The sequence below is a fragment of the Streptomyces sp. NPDC034111 genome, from assembly GCF_055575375.1.
Genome location: NZ_JBVIST010000006.1, coordinates 138,026 through 154,940 on the forward strand (window position 1 = coordinate 138,026; position 16,915 = coordinate 154,940).

At 69.9% G+C, this 16,915-nt stretch carries 14 protein-coding genes, 1 tRNA gene and 1 pseudogene; 10 read left to right on the top strand and 6 right to left on the bottom strand.

Annotated elements, in window-relative coordinates:
• Positions 1–274 precede the first annotated feature (274 nt).
• Positions 275–556, top strand: a pseudogene (locus ACZ55A_RS17080) (4'-phosphopantetheinyl transferase family protein); the annotation flags it as partial.
• Between the two features lie 174 nt (positions 557–730).
• Here the strand turns inward: ACZ55A_RS17080 and ACZ55A_RS17085 are convergent.
• The 4 genes from ACZ55A_RS17085 to ACZ55A_RS17100 form a co-directional block, all read right to left on the bottom strand.
• Positions 731–1,345 (bottom strand): response regulator transcription factor, encoded by a 615-nt coding sequence (locus ACZ55A_RS17085; protein ID WP_468840462.1) that lies wholly within the window; start codon positions 1,343–1,345, stop codon positions 731–733.
• A 49-nt stretch (positions 1,346–1,394) separates the two neighbouring features.
• Positions 1,395–2,654: a sensor histidine kinase gene (locus ACZ55A_RS17090; RefSeq protein ID WP_468840464.1), complete on the bottom strand. Its 1,260-nt coding sequence runs from the start codon at positions 2,652–2,654 to the stop codon at positions 1,395–1,397.
• Between the two features lie 87 nt (positions 2,655–2,741).
• The gene (locus tag ACZ55A_RS17095) at positions 2,742–5,021 is read right to left on the bottom strand and encodes a TOMM precursor leader peptide-binding protein (protein ID WP_468840466.1); all 2,280 of its coding nucleotides are present in this window, start codon (positions 5,019–5,021) and stop codon (positions 2,742–2,744) included.
• A gap of 7 nt (positions 5,022–5,028) precedes the next feature.
• Positions 5,029–5,283: a hypothetical protein gene (locus ACZ55A_RS17100; protein WP_468840468.1), complete on the bottom strand. Its 255-nt coding sequence runs from the start codon at positions 5,281–5,283 to the stop codon at positions 5,029–5,031.
• A 241-nt stretch (positions 5,284–5,524) separates the two neighbouring features.
• On the opposite strand from ACZ55A_RS17100, the gene ACZ55A_RS17105 reads away from it, so the two are divergent.
• From ACZ55A_RS17105 to ACZ55A_RS17130, 6 genes are all read left to right on the top strand, one after another.
• Complete coding sequence (locus ACZ55A_RS17105) at positions 5,525–6,319, top strand: AfsR/SARP family transcriptional regulator (RefSeq protein WP_468840470.1); 795 nt, start codon at positions 5,525–5,527, stop codon at positions 6,317–6,319.
• Between the two features lie 254 nt (positions 6,320–6,573).
• Positions 6,574–7,839, top strand: a complete 1,266-nt coding sequence (locus tag ACZ55A_RS17110) for a beta-ketoacyl-[acyl-carrier-protein] synthase family protein (protein WP_468840472.1) — start codon at positions 6,574–6,576, stop codon at positions 7,837–7,839.
• The gene (locus ACZ55A_RS17115; protein WP_468840474.1) at positions 7,836–9,053 is read left to right on the top strand and encodes a ketosynthase chain-length factor; all 1,218 of its coding nucleotides are present in this window, start codon (positions 7,836–7,838) and stop codon (positions 9,051–9,053) included. The genes ACZ55A_RS17110 and ACZ55A_RS17115 overlap by 4 nt, the downstream gene beginning before the upstream one ends.
• Positions 9,054–9,108: 55 nt before the next feature.
• Entirely contained in the window at positions 9,109–9,384 is a 276-nt protein-coding gene (locus ACZ55A_RS17120) for an acyl carrier protein (protein ID WP_468840476.1), read from the top strand.
• A 130-nt stretch (positions 9,385–9,514) separates the two neighbouring features.
• Entirely contained in the window at positions 9,515–11,269 is a 1,755-nt protein-coding gene (locus ACZ55A_RS17125) for an acyltransferase domain-containing protein (protein ID WP_468840478.1), read from the top strand.
• Positions 11,266–11,454, top strand: a complete 189-nt coding sequence (locus ACZ55A_RS17130; RefSeq protein WP_468840480.1) for a DUF6059 family protein — start codon at positions 11,266–11,268, stop codon at positions 11,452–11,454. The genes ACZ55A_RS17125 and ACZ55A_RS17130 overlap by 4 nt, the downstream gene beginning before the upstream one ends.
• Before the next feature lie 526 nt (positions 11,455–11,980).
• Here ACZ55A_RS17130 and ACZ55A_RS17135 read toward each other — a convergent pair.
• A complete protein-coding gene (locus tag ACZ55A_RS17135) occupies positions 11,981–13,747 on the bottom strand; it encodes a hypothetical protein (protein WP_468840482.1) in 1,767 nt (588 codons plus the stop codon).
• A gap of 111 nt (positions 13,748–13,858) precedes the next feature.
• Between ACZ55A_RS17135 and ACZ55A_RS17140 the strand changes: the two genes are divergently transcribed.
• From ACZ55A_RS17140 to ACZ55A_RS17150, 3 genes are read left to right on the top strand one after another with little or no spacing between them, the layout of a single operon-like run.
• The gene (locus tag ACZ55A_RS17140; protein WP_468840484.1) at positions 13,859–14,632 is read left to right on the top strand and encodes a hypothetical protein; all 774 of its coding nucleotides are present in this window, start codon (positions 13,859–13,861) and stop codon (positions 14,630–14,632) included.
• A 16-nt stretch (positions 14,633–14,648) separates the two neighbouring features.
• On the top strand, positions 14,649–14,771 hold the full coding sequence (locus tag ACZ55A_RS17145) for a hypothetical protein (RefSeq protein WP_468840486.1): 123 nt from the start codon (positions 14,649–14,651) through the stop codon (positions 14,769–14,771).
• Positions 14,771–16,555 (top strand): hypothetical protein, encoded by a 1,785-nt coding sequence (locus ACZ55A_RS17150; RefSeq protein ID WP_468840488.1) that lies wholly within the window; start codon positions 14,771–14,773, stop codon positions 16,553–16,555. The genes ACZ55A_RS17145 and ACZ55A_RS17150 overlap by 1 nt, the downstream gene beginning before the upstream one ends.
• 201 nt (positions 16,556–16,756) lie before the next feature.
• Here the strand turns inward: ACZ55A_RS17150 and ACZ55A_RS17155 are convergent.
• A tRNA-Leu gene (locus tag ACZ55A_RS17155) sits at positions 16,757–16,840 on the bottom strand.
• Between the last annotated feature and the right edge of the window lie 75 nt (positions 16,841–16,915).

A 16,915-nucleotide genomic window follows, 5' to 3' on the forward strand; every position in this document is an offset into this window, starting at 1 on the left:
GGTCCACGGGCGGCTGGCCGACTGGCTGCCGCACGTGCCGGACACCGAGCGGCTCCAGCCGCTGCTGGGCCGTGACTGGCACCGGTACCGGAGCATGACGCACCCGCGCACACGGCAGCGCTTCGCGGCGTCGCGACTGCTGCTCAGGCACGCGGTGGCGGTCGCCATCGAGACCGCTCCCGAGCTGGTGGACCTGGCCTACCAGCCCGGCGGACGGCCGTATGTGCGCGGCTGCGACCAGATCGATGTCAGCCTCAGCCACACCGAGGAGATCATGGTCGTCGGGGTCACCCGCCGCAGCAGGATCGGCGTGGACGTGGAGCTGGCGGACCGGCAGATGGCCGGCACGGGATCGGAGTCGCAGGCGTACACGCCGTTCGAGCTCGCGCGGCTGGACGAGGCGGACCAGGCGCTGCGCAACGATCTGCTCGTACGGCTGTGGACCCTGAAGGAGGCCTATAGCAAGGCACTCGGCCAGGGGCTGCGCTTCAGCTTCACCGAGTTCGGCTTCTCCCTGGAGGAGTCGGGCGCCAGGCTCGTGTGGCCGCACGGTCAGGACGCCGGAGCCCGGGGCTGGCGCTTTTGCACCTACGGCGTCGGCGACGGGCGGTATGTGGTGAGCGCGGCCGTTTACGACGACGGCTTTGGGTACTCGGCCGATCTGTCCGTGGGGACCACGCTGGACGAGGGGCTGCTCGACGCACTGTTCGGTGCCTCCGGGCGTCGCCCGTCAGGGGATCCAGCCGGCTTCCTCCGCAATACGGATGGCGTCGATCCGGTTGCGCGCGTTGAGCTTGGTGACGATGGTGGTGAGGTAGTTGCGTACGGTGCCCTTGGACAGGAAGAGACAGCCGGCGATCTCCGCCACGTCGGCGCCGCGGGCAGCGAGCCGTAGGACCTCCACCTCGCGCGGGGACAGCGGATTCTCGGGGGAGTCCCAGGCGGACAGGGCGAGCTGCGGGTCGATGACCCGCTGTCCCACGGCCACGCTGCGCACCGCTTGTGCCAGCTGGTCGGGCGGCGATTCCTTCAGCAGGAATCCGTTCACGTGCGCGGCGAGCGCGCGGCGCAGGGTGCCGGGCCGTCCGAGGCTGGTCAGGATCAGCGTGCGGCAGGTGGGCAGTTGCCGGTGCAGGTCTGCGGCTGCGGTCAGGCCGTCGATGCCGGGCAGGTCGATGTCGATGATCGCGACGTCCGGCCGTTTTGCCAGGGCGGACTCCACGATGCGGTCACCGCGGTCGACGGAGGCGACGACGCGCAGGTCCGGCTCCAGTTCCAGCAGCGCGACCAACGCCCCGCGGATCATGTGGACGTCTTCGGCGAGCAGAATTCTGACGTCGAGCATCGATATCGTTTTCCCCCGTGGACACGATGGCAGTGAGAGCTGTGGTGATTCAGGCCGCGTAAACGGTGGACTCGTCGGGCACCAGGCACGGACTGATCGGCCTCAGCGGCGCTTCTGCGGCAAGCCTGAACCAGCCGCCGTCCTGCACACCCGCCTCGAGCCGACCGCCGACCGCGGACAGCCGGGTGCGCAAATTGCCGATGCCGCTTCCACTGTCGGGAGCGCAGAAGCGAGGGAGATCCGTCACCCCGTCGTTGGCCAGGCTCAGACGCACCGTTTCCCCCTCTGTGCGTGCCCGTATCACGCAGTTCTGCACCTTACTGTGTCGAAGGATGTTGGTGATCCCCTCGCGCAGCGACGTGGCCAGAGCGGAATCGATCGCCGGGTGCAGCCGGCCGACCTCGACGTCCAGCGTCGTACGGATGTCCGCCGACGCCAGCATCGAGGCCGCCGACTCGGCCTCCGCCTGCAGCGACATCTCCCGGTACCCGCGGGCCACCAGCCGTACATCGGCGAGCGCATGACGCGACACATCCAGCAGCGAGGCGATCTCCTGCCGCGCCTGGTCGGGGCGTGACGGGACGAGACGGTGGATCAGCTCGCTCTTCAGCGTGATCGTCGAGAGGCTGTAGCCGAGCAGGTCGTGCAGATCGCGTGCGAACCGCAGGCGTTCCTCGGCGACGGCCATGGAGGCAAGCCGAGCGCGGGAGGCGTGCACTTCGTGCACGAGGTCGTTGAGGCGCGTGAGCCCGTAGATGACGAGGCCGGTGAAGAGCGTGGACAGGACGAGGTAGGAGCTCTCCAACCAGCTGAGGGGAACGACCAGCTGGAACGAGGCAGGGACGGCTACACAGGCAGCGAAGAGCACCCATGCGAGGGGGAAGGGGATGAGTAGCAGAATCGATCCTGCGAGTGGGCCGGTCATGCTTACCCAGACGCGGTCGAACAAGAGGACCGGGGCATAGGTGAACAGCGCCTGCGCGGTGAGCATGCAGACGCGGCGCTGCATCGACCAGCCCTGCGCCTTGGGGGAGGAGTGCAGGAACTGGAGTGTGAAGACGATCGCGACGATCGCCAGAGAACAGGCCACGGCCGATGCGTCGTGGCTGTATTCCAGCGAATTGAGGGAGACGACGATCGACAGGCAGGACAGCACCACGATGGTGATCGTTCTGGCCAGCCGGGGTGCGGGCAGGTCCCGGTCGGCCAGTCGTGGCGCCGTGCCGCGTGCCGCTTCGGGCGCGGTGCCTGCGGGGCTTCGAGCGCCCGGATTCATGCGGTTCTCATCCAGCGCTGCGCCTGGCTCCACCAGACATCCCCTCGTCAAGGCTACTGATAGACCGCATATTAAGTCGGGTGATGCATCGTCACCACTGCCCTTTCTGACTTGGTGGTCTCAGACAAAGAGCGGTATGGGATTGAGTTCCGCACGGGGGGTGTGCTGGTCGAGGCGGCCCAGTCGCACCGGTACGTCGAAGAGCCGGCCGGTGGCGAACCTGGCCCAGAAGTGGCGCATGCCGGGAACAACCACTTTCACAACGGGGAGTTCGGCATCCGGCCGGGTCTGGTCGAGCACCAGCATCTCCATGCCGCGCTCCCGCACGAGGCGCTCGCACATCGCGATCTCCTGATGGATATCCGTGAAGGGCACAGCGGGGAAATCGCCTGGCGTGCGGGCAGTTTCCGCCATATCCGGCAGAAGATAAGGCTGATTCCTTACGGTCGCTCCGGACCACCAGGACAGCAGATCGGGATCTTTCGTGCCATAGCCGTTACCGGCGGCTCCCGAGTCCGCCGACGACGGCAGGAGTTGGGCCATCTCCGTCATCGCCCTGCGCAGGGCGAACCGGGGGTCGAAGTGCGCCCCGAAGCCGAAGGCGATGTCCTCGGCGAGCTGGTCCGTACGCCGGGAGAGCGCGGCCATGACGGGGATTTCGAAGTCGGATGTCAGGTCCAGCACCCACACGGACCGGCCCGCCCGGGCGTACGCCTCCCGCAGGCGTGCGAGCCACGGTTCGTCGAAGGCGTCCAGGTCCACCGCCGGATGGCGGGTTCGGTTGTACCACCACTGCGCCACGGCGTCGCGCTCCACGAGTTCCAGGAATCCCTGGACGATCGCGTCCTCCAGGCTGCTCCCCGCGGCGTTGCCGTTGGAATCGGCCCATAATTCCTGGGCCTGACCCTCCGGGCCGGGGCCGAAGTACAGCAGGGAGGTCGGCAACAGCCGGTGGCGGCCCGCGGTCAGCGACCAGATGGGCGTCCACGACGTGGGCGCCGCGGGGTCGAAGGGTGCGGGCACGTGCTGGAGCGGGGAACAGAGGGTGTTCCAGCGTTCGCGGTCGCGGAACTGCCACTTGGCAAACAGCTGGCAGGCGTTGGGGTGCAGGGCGTCGTCGCCCAGCCCCGTCAGCGAATCGTGGATCGTCGGCTCGTCGCCCTGCCGGGTGCCGCTGTGCCGTTCGACCGCCTCGCATAACGCGCTGACCTGCGCCTCGACAGCCGTGACCCCCTTGCCCCCGCTGAGGCTGCGGAGGCTTCCCCGCACCCAGTCGAGACCGTGGCCGGCGAGCGCCAGGTTGTGGCCCGAAACATAGCGGTTGAGGCCCTCGGGCGTCCGCTCGTCCCGCCGTATCCCGGTGACGATCCCGGTCACGGCGTCGACCAAGTGGCCGTAGCGGGCGAGCATCTGCTCGGGGCCGAGCGCCCGGTGGTGGCCGTGCGCCGCCTTGGGACGGGACACGGGGGTCACGGGGCGGATCACCCGGCGGGCCACCACCGACGGGTCGCCGCACGCGGGACATTGCGGTCTGCGCTGGACCGGGTGGCTGGACGTCCGCAGCGTGAGCGTGTCCAGTGTGGAGACCGCCCCCTGGTGCGGGTGCTCGATCCCGCCCAGCCATTTCACCGCCTCCAGGACCGCCATGTGGAGCCCCACCGTCCGCCCGGCCGCCAGCGACGCCTCGGGCCTGGGCAGCGGGCCGTCGCTGCCCAGAGCGCGTTGCACGGCGAGTTCGGCGCGTCGGTGCCCCCTCAGCCTGGTGGCCAGACAGGACCAGCACGGGCCCTCGCCCGGCCGGAAGACCGGCCCGGTCCACGCCTCGGTGCCGCCCGGCTTGGCCAGTAACCAGGGGCGGCCTGCCGCCCGGTGCCAGGAGTCGATCGCCTGTAGCTCGGGATTCAGGTAGTCGTCGCACACGACGAGTGAGAACCCCGCTGCTTCGACGGTGGGACGGTCGCTCTCCGGAGCGACCGTGAGCCCGGAGGCCCGGCAGGCCGCACGGACCTCCGCGGTGTCGTACCGGCCGACGGAGAGGATCTCCACCGCGGTGCCGGTGCGCTCCTGGGCCGTACGCAGTCCGTCGGACGAGGCGAGGTCCCAGTACGCCTGGGCGGCGCCGTCCCCGGGGGCCTGCACCGCGCCGCGGTAGCCGATGAGGCCCGCTTTGGCCAGCGTCGCGATGAGCCGGCCGGCGTCGATCGCGGGCAGCGCCGGCGCTGCCTCGGCCAGCACCTCCCGCAGGGTGCGGGTGCCGTCGAGCAGCGGCGCGAGGGCCTGGATCTGGTCCCCGAAGAGTGCGGTGACACCGCGGGGGGACAGCACATACGTGGCTTCCTCGGGTACGACTTCCGTACGCAGGTGCCTCCGGAAGCCGACGCGGAGGGCGTCGGTCGTCATCGCGGCCTCAGAGCGCGCGGGGGATGCCGGTCAACAGCGCGAAGGCGGCGGGGTCGGGCCGGTCGAGGTCCTCCATGTGCAGCACCGGTCCCGCGTAGAGGGGTTCGGCCGCCGACAGGCCCAGCTCGGCGATGACGGACGCGGGATCGGCCGTGTACCGCTGTTCCAGGTCCGGCTCCAGGCCAGCGCGGGCGATGAGTTCGGCGAAGCGGTGGTCGTCGAGAGTGTGCTGGACGTGCGAGGTCAGCTGGACCGAGGACATATGGATGTTCCCTCCCCTGTAGGCCACGTCGCCGGGTGGCGTCCGTTGCCCTCGCATTCTGTGATCCGCCGCGACACCGCGCCCAGTGCAGGCATCACCACCAGGGCATGACATTTTCACGATTGCGCTCATGAGCCCCTCACTTGGAGCTCGACCGCCCCGCTGCCAGGCTTCGTGTCTGCTCCGAGAGAACCGCCGGACCCCTGTCCGGCAGGTACGGCTCGAAAGGGGAGAGCACTTCATGGATATCAAGGTTCTGGGCACGCTCAGGGCGCATGAGCGCGGGGTGTCGTTGGTACCGAGCGCAGCCAAGCCGAGGCAGATCCTCGCGCTGCTCGCACTGCACGCCGACCGCGTCGTCACTGTGCCGACGCTCATGGAGGAGATCTGGGGCGAGGACGTTCCGCGCAGTGCCGCGACGACGCTTCAGACGTACATCCTCCAGCTGCGCCGCAAAATCACGGTCGCCCTCGACGGTGACCCGGTGCGCACCGCGAAGGACGTGCTCGTCACCCAGCACGGTGGCTATCTCCTCCAGGTCCAGCCCGGCCAGCTCGATGCTCACGAGTTCCAGCAGATCGCCTGCTCCGGCCGGGCCGCCTACGACTCCGGTGACTATCGGGCCGCCTCCGAGCTCCTGGCCCAAGGGCTGGCCATGTGGCAGGGGCCGGCCCTCGTGGACGTACCCGTCGGTGGTGTCCTCGAACTGGAGGTGCTGCGCCTTGAAGAGGAACGCATGACCGCGCTGGAGCGGCGCATCGATGCCGACCTCCGGCTCGGCCGGGACGCCGAACTCATCTCCGAACTCCAGTTCCTGGCGGCCAGCCACCCCATGCACGAGAACTTCTGTGCTCAGCTGATGGTGGCGCTGATGCGCTCGGGAAGCGCCTGGCGGGCACTTGAGGCCTATCAGCGGCTGCGCCAGACCCTCGTCGACGAGCTGGGCCTTGAGCCTTCCGCGAATCTCCAGCGCCTCCAACAGGCAGTGCTCTCCGGCGAGTCGGACCAGGAACGGCTGACGGCCTTCTCCGGCTGACCTCCGGCCGCCTAGTGCCCGCCCGCGTACGAACACCCGGCGGCCGCTGCCCCGACGCAGGAGTCGACGAGCGCACGAGCGGCTGTCAAGTCCCGGCACGAACCATGACCGCACCGGCCGCGCCCAACAGTTTCGTGAGCGGCCCGACCGAAGGGATCCACAGTGGCCCGCACAGTTCCGTCCGGCTGGGGGTGCTCCCGGCACAGCACGGGGGCACTCCCCCGGCAGACCCCGTCGAAGGCGAGGTAGCCGGCATGCGCAGAGTCGCCATCACAGGTCTGGGCGTCGTGGCCCCCGGCGGGGTCGGCGTCAAGCAGTACTGGGAGCTGCTCACCGCGGGCCGCACCGCCACCCGCACGATCACCGCCTTCGATGCCTCGCCGTTCCGCTCCCGGGTCGCCGCCGAATGCGACTTCGACCCAGTGGCCTCGGGGCTGTCGCCGCAGGAGATCCGCCGGCTGGACCGGGCCGCGCAGTTCGCCGTCGTCTCCACCCGCGAGGCGATCTCCGACAGCGGCCTGGACATCTCCGCGCTCGACCCGGGCAGGGTAGGCACCTCGCTCGGCAGTGCTGTGGGGTGTACCACCAGCCTGGAGCGCGAGTACGTCGTCGTCAGCGACGGCGGCCGCAAGTGGAACGTCGACCACGAGTATGCGGTCCCGGAGCTCTACCGGCACTTCGTGCCCAGCTCCATGGCCGCCGAGGTCGGCTGGGAGGCCGGCGCCGAGGGCCCCGCGGCTGTCGTCTCCACCGGCTGCACCTCTGGACTCGACTCGCTCGGTCACGCCGTCGAGCTCATCCGAGAGGGCACCGCGGACGTCATGATCGCCGGCGCCACGGAGGCCCCGATCTCGCCGATCACCTCGGCCTGCTTCGACGCCATCCACGCCACCACCCCGCGCAACGACACCCCCGAGAGCGCCTGCCGCCCGTTCGACCGCACCCGCAGTGGTCTGGTCCTCGGCGAGGGCGCGGCTGTCCTGTTGCTGGAGGAGCTGGAGAGCGCCAGGAAGCGCGGCGCCCACATCTACGCCGAGATCGCGGGTTTCGCCTCCCGCGCCAACGCGCACCACATGACCGGCCTCAAGCCGGAAGGGCGGGAGATGGCCGTGGCCATCGACGCCGCCCTCGACCAGGCCAGGCTCGATCCGTCGGCCATCGACTACATCAACGCGCACGGCTCAGGCACCAAGATGAACGACCGTCACGAGACCGGTGCGTTCAAGCGGAGTCTGGGCGAGCACGCGTACAACACCCCGGTCAGCTCCATCAAGTCGATGATCGGGCACTCGCTCGGCGCGATCGGCTCGCTGGAGATCGCCGCCTGCGCCCTGGCGATGGAGCACGGTGTGCTGCCGCCCACCGCCAACCTCCACGAGCCCGACCCGGAGCTCGACCTCGACTACATCCCGCTGGTGGCCAGGGAGAAGCGGACCGACGCCGTGCTCAGCGTGGGCAGCGGCTTCGGCGGCTTCCAAAGCGCCATGGTGCTGGCCCGTCCCGAAAGGAGTGCGCGATGAGCGCCACAACGGTGGTGACCGGACTCGGCGTCACCGCGCCCAACGGCCTGGGCACCGAGGAATACTGGAAGGCCACCCTGGCCGGTGAGTCCGGCCTGGGCCGCGTCACCCGCTTCGACCCCGCGCAGTACCCGTCGAAGGTCGCCGGCGAGGTCCCCGGCTATGTCGCCGAGGACCACATCCCCAGTCGGCTCATGCCACAGACCGACCACATGACCCGCCTCGCACTCACCGCCGCCGACTGGGCCATCAAGGACGCCGGCGTCGACGCCGCGCAGCTGCCCGACTACGGCATGGGCGTGGTCACCGCGGCCTCCGGCGGCGCCGTCGAGTTTGGCCAGCGCGAGCTGCAGAACCTGTGGTCCAAGGGCAAGGAGTACGTCAGTGCGTACCAGTCCTTCGCCTGGTTCTATGCCGTGAACACCGGTCAGATCTCCATCCGCCACAAGATGCGAGGCCCCAGCGGCGTGCTCTTGACCGAGCAGGCGGGCGGTATCGACGCGATAGGCCACTCCCGCCGGCACATCCGCGGCGGCGTACCGCTCGTGGTCACCGGCGGCGTGGACGCGGCCGTCTGCCCCTGGGGCTGGGTGCCGCAGATCGCTTCGGGCCTGATGAGCACGGTCGACGACCCGGCCCGCGCCTTCCAGCCCTTCGGCGAGCAGGCGAGCGGATACGTGCCGGGCGAGGGCGGCGCGATCCTGGTCGTCGAGGATGCCGACTCGGCCAGCGAGCGCGGTGCTGCCCAGGTCTACGGGGAGATCGCCGGATACGCCGCCACGCTCGACCCTCGTCCGGGCAGCGGCCGTCCGCCGGCGCTGCGCCGCGCCGCCGAGAACGCCCTCGCCGACGCCGGCCTCACCCCGGACGGCATCGACGTCGTCTTCGCCGACGCCTCCGGCGTCCCCGAACTCGACCAGGCCGAGGCCGAGGCCATCGGTGCGCTCTTCGGGCCGCGTGCCGTGGCCGTCACCGCCCCCAAGTCGATGACCGGACGACTGCTGGCCGGCGGGGCGGCCCTCGATGTCGCCACCGCGCTGCTGTCGCTGCGCGATGGCGTCATCCCGCCCACCGCGGGCGTCCCCGCGGCAGCCTCCGGCTATCCCATCGACCTGGTCACAGAGGCCCGTGAGGGGGACCTGCGCACTGCGCTTGTCCTGGCCCGCGGCCACGGCGGTTTCAACGCGGCGCTCGTCGTACGCCGCGCCGCCTGACCGGACCGCAACACCACTCCACCATCACTGCATCACCATTGAGAAGAGGAACCTCATGGCCGCCATCACCACGACCGAATTCACCCTCGCGGACCTGACCCGCATGCTGCGCGAGAGCGCCGGTCAGGAGGAAGGCGTCGACCTGGACGGCGACGTCATCGACACCCCCTTCATCGAGCTTGGCTACGACTCGCTCGCCCTGCTCCAGGTCATCGGCGAGATCCAGATCGAGTACGGCGTAGTCATCCCGGACGATGCGGTCGTCGACGCGGAGACCCCGCGCGCCCTGCTCGCCCTCATCAACGCGGACCGGTCCGCCGAGGCCGCCTGACCCCTCCCAGGGGCCGCAGTCCGATCGGCGCGGCCTCTTCCCGGCGGCCGTCCCCACAGGGACGGCCGCCCTCTGCCACCGCGTCCCGACCACCGCGGCCCGCGAGGACGGGCGCGCGAGGAGGATTCCCATGTCGCTCACAGCACAGACCGCGGTCGTCCGCCGCCTGGTGGTCAGCCCCGGATCCGCGCCCGGGACCGTACCGGTCACCCCCGCTGCGGTCTCCGCGGTGCTGCGTGCCTTCGGCCGCGCCCCCGAGCAGCTGCCCGCCCGTACCGTCGTCTGCGTCGGCGCCACCGTGCCCTGCACCGGCCTCGGCGCCGAGCACGAGGGCATCCCGGTGCGCACCGCAGCCTCACCGGCGCGGGCCCTGCGTCTTGCGCACCGACAACTCCAGGACAGGACCGCCGACTTCGCGCTCGTCGCCGGTTTCGGCGATCCCGGTCAGGGAGCCGTCACCGTTCACGCCCTGGTCCGCGCGGCCGAGGCGGTCGCCGCGGGCGATGCCGTCGTCGGCGTCCTCGACCTCGGAACGGGCGCTGACGCGGACGACGAGCCGGTCGTACGGCCGCTACGGCACGGCCGCGAGGCCACCGATCCGCACAGCCCCCGGCTGCTGCTGTGGTCGGGGCGCGACACCCACGACGAGGCGCGGGTGCGCGGCGAGCTGCGGCCACTGGTCGACGCCCTGCCGCCCGCCGTGTTCCCCAAGGTGCCCGTCGCGATGCCGTGCGGCCATGCCCCCGGCCCGGTGCGCGCCGCAGCCGTCGCCACCGCCGCCGACGCGACCACCGCCATCGACAAGGCGGCTGCGGTCATCACCCGTCGTCCGCGTCCCGTCGCGCTCCTCTTCCCGGGCCAGGGTTCCCAGCACACCGCGATGGCCGCGGGCCTCTACGGGCACGAGCCGGTCTTCACCGCCGCTGCCGACGCGGTCCTTGACCTCGTCGGCGAGGAAGGTCCCCGGATCAAGGCGGACTGGCTGGGCGGCGGGAACCCCGTCATCGACATCGACGATGTGCGCCGTGCCCAGCCCCTGCTCTTCGCCGTCGACTACGCGCTCGGCCGCATGGTCCTGAGCTGGGGGGTACGGCCCGCGGCGCTGCTGGGCCACAGCGCGGGGGAACTCGTCGCCGCCACTCTCGCGGGTGTGGTCTCGCTGCCCGACGCCGTTGCGATGATGCGCGAGCGGGTTGACCACGCTGTCGGCATGCCTGCCGGCGGGATGCTGGCCGTTGCCGCTACGGAGCAGACCCTGCGCCCCTATCTGACCGGCGACGTAGCTATCGCCGCCGTCAACGCCAAGCAACAGACCATGCTGGCCGGTTCGACCGAGCCGCTGGCCGAGATCGAGGCAGCGCTGCGCGCCGACGGCCACACCGTCGTCACGGTCCCCGCCACCAGCCCCTTCCACAGCCCCGCGATGGCCCCGGCCTCCGACGCCGTCGAACGGGCCTACCGCGGCATTCGCTTCCGTACCCCCGATCTTCCCCTCTACTCCGGCTACACCGGCGACCTCATGACCGCGGACGAGGCCCTGAGCCCTCGCTACTGGGCCCGCCAGATCACCGACACCGTCTACTACGCGCCTGCCTTCGAGAATCTCGTCGCCGCCGAAGACATGCTGCTCATCGAGGCCGGACCGCGCCAGACGCTCACCGCCTTCGCCCGCCGCCACCGGGCCGTCCGCCTCGGCGCGAGCGCCGCCGCCCCTCTGTTGCCTGCCCGCCCCAGCACCCCCGAGGCCGACCGGCACTCGGTGCTCACGGCCGCCGCACGGCTGTGGACCGAGGGCCACGACCTGAACCTGGACGCCGTCTCCCGGCTGTGGTCCTGGCGCACCGACGCCCCGGAGCCAGCCCTGGCCGAGGCAGTGCGCCCATGAGGCTCGCAAGGTTCCTGTGCCGACTGTTCCAAACGGGCAGCATGTGGGTGTACCTGCCTCCGCCCCCCGAACTCCCGCGGCCGGGCGCCCCCTCGCCCGGCCACCCCGAGCGGTTACGCCCCGACATCCCACTCAGCGATTTCGAGCGCCACGTTCGTCGTCAGCTCCCGCCCTGGAACCTCTGAAGGGGTGCGGGCACTAGTGATCCCCGGAGGGGGTGCGACAGGCGATCCTCGTACCTGGGCGGGGCGTGCTCGCTTCCCGAAGCCGCTTGGCAGGTTCATTGAGCGACGGGCCGCGCCATACGGTGACACGAGTCGTTGCGAATCGCATCTCTCCATGTGAAATGACGAGGCCTTGGATCGGCCAAGGCGCGCTTGTGTGAGGCGATTTGGCGCCGTGGCCGGCCCGACAGCCGGGCGGCGCTGGGGCCAGGCGCGAGGCGACTCCCACATCGAGGCAACGGCGTTGTGGATACGGCATGGGTCCGGCTCCGGAGCGCTTGAACAGCCTTCGGGTGCGCCTGTCCAGCGGGCGCTCCCTAAGGCCGTCGCATCGCGGGGTGAGGTATCGGCTCTGTGCTTCGTGCCCCATCGGCAAGGGCGATTGCGAGGCCATCGCAGCTGGACCCCAGAGGGCTACATCCGTTCCATCAGCCCCGACAAGTAACAAACACCACACCAGACCAACCCAGAGACCAGCACCAGAAGATCAAAAACGTGAGCGCCGACAGCCCAGCCGTCGGCGCTCACACGCATCCAGGCCCGTGACCAGCACTGACCTGTACCCATACAGCGAAAAGGTTCGCCGTAGGCGCACTCCACCACCGTCTCGTTGTCGCACGGCGACGCCTTGCTGGCCTTCTCCTTGAGCGACACTGTGGCGATGACATCGAGCAGTTCCTGCCACTGCTCGGCGGACAGTTCGGCCCGCCATCGCCCGGCCACTGTCGCTCCAGGCTCCTGGACGGGTCCGGCGGGCGGCGGCCGGGGCGTTGAGATCGGTGCCCTTCTCCTTGCCGTGCCAGAAGCGGTTGACGAACTCGACACGGTTCTTCTTGTTGCCCAGCCGGGCCGCGACGGCGCCCCAGGCCGGGACTCCCTTCAGTAGCCGGGTGGCCTGCTCGGCGAAGTAGTCGGCGTCCTGCCGCCAGGGCTCGCCGAGTGCGTCACGGGCAGGAATCTCGGTGGAGATGTTCTCCACGGCTCCGTTGTTCGCCGATGCCACGACGATCTCGAACCCGGTGAACTCCGGCCGCAGCTCGGTGACCGTACGGGTCCACTCGCCGGTCTTCCAGCGGTGCACGGTGGCCGAGAATGCCGCTGAGGGCAGCTGCAGCCCGGCCAAGGCAACCGCCCGTTCCACCACGATGTCGGCGACGCTGTCACGCAACATGATCGTCTTGCCGGTCCCGGGCGGCCCATTCACAGCGAACAGACCGTCGGCACCGGCGAGTTCGGCCTTGCAGCTGTTCACGGCAAACTGCTGGCTGAGTGCCAGCGGATGCGCAGGCTCGGCCGGCCACCGACCCAGCGGCGTGGCGTGCGGCTCCACTGCGGCCAGCACTGCCTCCGGATGCTGCCGCACGTCGATACGGCGGGCACTGTTCAGCTCTGCGCCCGGGGTGAGATACGCATCCAGCGGAGCTCCCGCGCCGGACGTGGGCAGCGCCTTGGCCACCCGGTCGAGGTCTGCGGCGATGAAGCTGTTCAGGAAGTCCTGCTGATCCATCTCCTCCGCCCGGTCAGCGTGGACCGCGACCGTACGCACCCGGATCCCGGACGGCCTCAGGGCGTCCTCGACACCCCAGCCGACCGCCAGGTCGCGGGCGAACCCGATGAGGTCCTTGGAGGTGATCCGCCGGGTGCCGACACGTGCCGGCTCTGGTTCCTCACGCTCGCCCTCCGGGCTCTCGTGGTCCGGCTCCTGGACAAGGCAGGCAGACGGGCCGTGCGACTCATCGTCTGCGGTATCGGTCAGCGCCGGTACGGGTGTCTCACCGAGTTCGGCGGCCCGGGCCAGCCACGGCGCCCCGTCCTCCTCGAAGCCGTCCAGCCACCGCCCGCCGCCCCGGCACCGACCCATGGCACGACCGGTCGCCCACCCGCAGGTGGACAGCACCGGGGAATCAAGCAGCAGGCGGGCGTCGTCGGTGACGGTCAGTGCGAACAGCGCGGACTCGCCGTCCATCCGCCCGTCGTGGTCCTCCCCGTCCCGCCCGAACACCGCCAGCAGGGTGTCGCGGACATCGGCCAGAACCTCGCCGTCCAACACCTTCTTGACGGTCAGCCGGGCGACGTCACTGCGCCGCGAGACTTCCGCGATCGACCAGTCGCGAGCATCAATTGCCGCGCGCAGCCGCGCCGCCACTTCCTGGGCGACCTGCGCCCCGTGGTGGTCATCGAGCACGGCGTGCGGCCACGTTCCGTGGAGCCGGTACTCGGCGGGGCTGCGGCTTCGCTTGTCTCCTTGTGACACAGCGAAGAGTGTCGCCCATCCGGGCCTCCTGACATGACAACGGTCGCCATCTCCCACCACTGCAATTGGAATGACACCCCTCCTGGAGTTCTTTCGTGGTGGAGAATCGTGATGGACGCAATCGAGCGATACCGGCCCCAGTTGCCGCGCCCCGTATGGGAGCGGATTGGGACCGACTGCCGCCGTGCGGTGACCCGGGCCAAGCCCTGCGGACCCAAGCAGGCCCGTGACTGGCTGGGGGCGCTGGCCCACGCCGCCGCATACGCCGACGCGTGCGGACGCCCGACCACAGCCGAGAAAGTGCTCACCCCCGAGGCGATCGAGTGGTTCCTGGCCACCGGATGCGGGCACCTGAGCGAAGCCTCACGGGGCAACCGCCGCGGCCGCCTCCACCACTTGCGCCGCGCCCTGCTCGGCCCCGACCTGCTCACCGGCCAGCCCGCCGCGTACACCGGCTCGGACTCCTCCCGGCCCTACAGCAAGGCCGAGCAGTCCCGCCTGTACTCCTGCGCCCGTTTCCAGCCCACTGCCGAACTGCGCTTCGGCTGCCTGGCCTTGCTCGCCCTCGGATTCGGCTGCGCCCTGGACTCACCGGAGATCATCCCGCTGCGCACCCACGATGTACGCCGCGCGCCCAACGGAGCAGTCGCCGTCGCCGTGCGCGGCAGGCGCGCCCGGCTCGTCCTGTGCCGCGCCTCCTGGGCGAGCGTGCTCACCACTGCTGCCGACTGGGCCTCAGCTCCCGGCGGAGGCCCGCTACCTCTTCCGTCCCGGCTGCTACGCCCGCAGCACCAACACCGTCACCAACTTCCTCGCCCGCACCAAGACCTCTCCCGGCACGCCGCCCCTGGTGCAAGGCCGGACCCGCGCCACCTGGCTGGTTGACGCGGTCGAAGGCCGCATGCACCTGCCGACGCTGATGGCCGCCGCCGGACTGACCACATTGCGCTCCATCGACCGGGTCATGCCCTACGTCCGCAACCTGACTGCCGAGCAGGCAGCGGCCGCGCTCAAGGAACTGTGATGACCAGCCAACTCGAACGGCACGCAAGCATCGCCAAACTCCGCGCTCGACGTACCACCGTTCAAGACGAAGACGTGGAAGCACTCCTGGCCGACCTGGACGCCACCACACTGGTCGCCGAAATCGAGCCGCTGGTCCACAACGACAAAGGCCCCAAACGCCACCTCGACGTGCGCGGTCTGCTGCTGGGCATGTCCCTGTGCTCTGCCCGCCGCTCCGGGACAGTCACCCTCTGCACAGTCGCCGACCTGCTGGCCTTCGGCCTCAGCAACGCCTTCCGCGCCCAGTTCGGCATCCCCCGGTACCGCGACGACGACCATGGTTTCGAAGCCTTCTACGCGGTCGTCCGCCGCCTCTTCCACAAGATCATCGAAGCTATCGATCCCTCCCCCCTCCCCAAGAACCACCGCCTGGAAGTCGACTACGCCGCCGAGCTGGAAGCCCGGGCCGACCGCGATCTCCTCGCCCACAAGCGCACCCTGCTCCTGCGCGTCGCCAACCACATCCTCGGCATGTCGCTCCTGCACGCACACCCGCTGCTCGAAGACACCTGGGAGGGCCACTACGCGGTCGACGCCACCGTCATCGGCACGTATGCGAAAGGCCTCGCCGCCACCAGCCAGGAGACCTCCACCGACCCGGACGCCGGCTGGTACGCCCGTACCGCCCGGCACGAAGACCCGCTTGCCCTCGACGCACTCACCCCGCCCCCACCGAAGCCCCACAAGGGCAGCAAGCTCGCAGGCAAGACCAAGAAAAGGCCGGCACTCAAGAAGAAGCTGTACGGCTTCGACGCCAGCCTCATCGTCGCCCGCGACCCGGCTCACGACGGCGTTCCCCTTCCCGACGGCTCCGCCGATCCAGACGTCGTACCTTCCTTGATCTTCGCGTTCTCCGTCGACAAACCCGGCCACCGCCCCGGCGAGGTCGCCGTCGAAGCTCTCCAGCACGTCGACCCCCGCTACCCACGCGGCTACCTCGCCGGAGACCGCCTCTACAACGACCAGAAACCCGAGAACTTCCAGCTGCCCATCCGCGCCATGGGCTACCAGCCCGTGTACGACTACGCCAAGGACCAGCTCGGCTCCAAGGGTGACTTCGGCGGTGCCCAGCTCGTTGAAGGCAACTGGTACTGCCCGTCCATGCCGACTCTCCTCGTCGAGGCCACGAGCGACCTGGCCGCCAAGCGCATCGACAAGGAGACTTGGATCGAGCGCATCCGAGCCCGCACGCCCTACCTCCTCATGCCCAAGGAAAGTGCCGACGGCGAAGGACACCGCCGCATGATGTGCCCCGCTCAGGCCCGCCGCACCCAGTGCGTCCTCAAGCCCCACACTCTGGGCCGGGGCGTCGAGATCCCCCTCGTCGACGTCACTCCCAGCCCCACCGCCCCGCCGCCGGTATGCGCGCAGCGCAGCATCACCGTCCCACCCCAAGCAGGCGCCAAACTGTGGCAGCCCCTCCAGTACGGGCGCGAGATGTGGCAACGCATCTACTTCCGGCTCCGCAACTCCATCGAAGGCATCAACGGCTTCGCCAAAGACCCCCTCCACGAGGACCTCGAGTCCGCCGGCACCCGCCGCATCCGCGGCATCGCAGCCCAGACCGTCCTCCTGGCCTTCCAGCTCGCCCATGCCAACCGCCGCAAGCTCGCCACCTGGGCCGACGCAGTCGCACTGAACGGCGGCCGCCCCCGCCGCCGCCCCACCCGCCGACGCGAAACGAAACCAATCGGCACCTGGACCCCCGAGGGCTACGTCCGTTCCATCAGCCCTGGCAAGTAACAAACACCACACCAGACCGACCCAGAGATCAGCACCAGAAGATCAAAAACGTGAGCGCCGTCGGCCCCAGCCGTCGGCGCTCACACGCATCCAGGCCCGTGACCAGCACTGACCTATACCGATACAGCAAAAAGGTCGGCATCATGATGATGCCGACCTTTTCGTCGGTGCGATAGGACACCATTCGTCGGTGTCCCTCTGTGCGCGAGGGGGGAGTTGAACCCCCACGCCCTTTCGGGCACTGGAACCTGAATCCAGCGCGTCTGCCTATTCCGCCACCCGCGCATGGGTGCTGTCGGTTGATTCTCTCACGCGATCCGGGCTGTTCCGTCCGGGTCTTGTGCGAGCGCCTGCCGACAT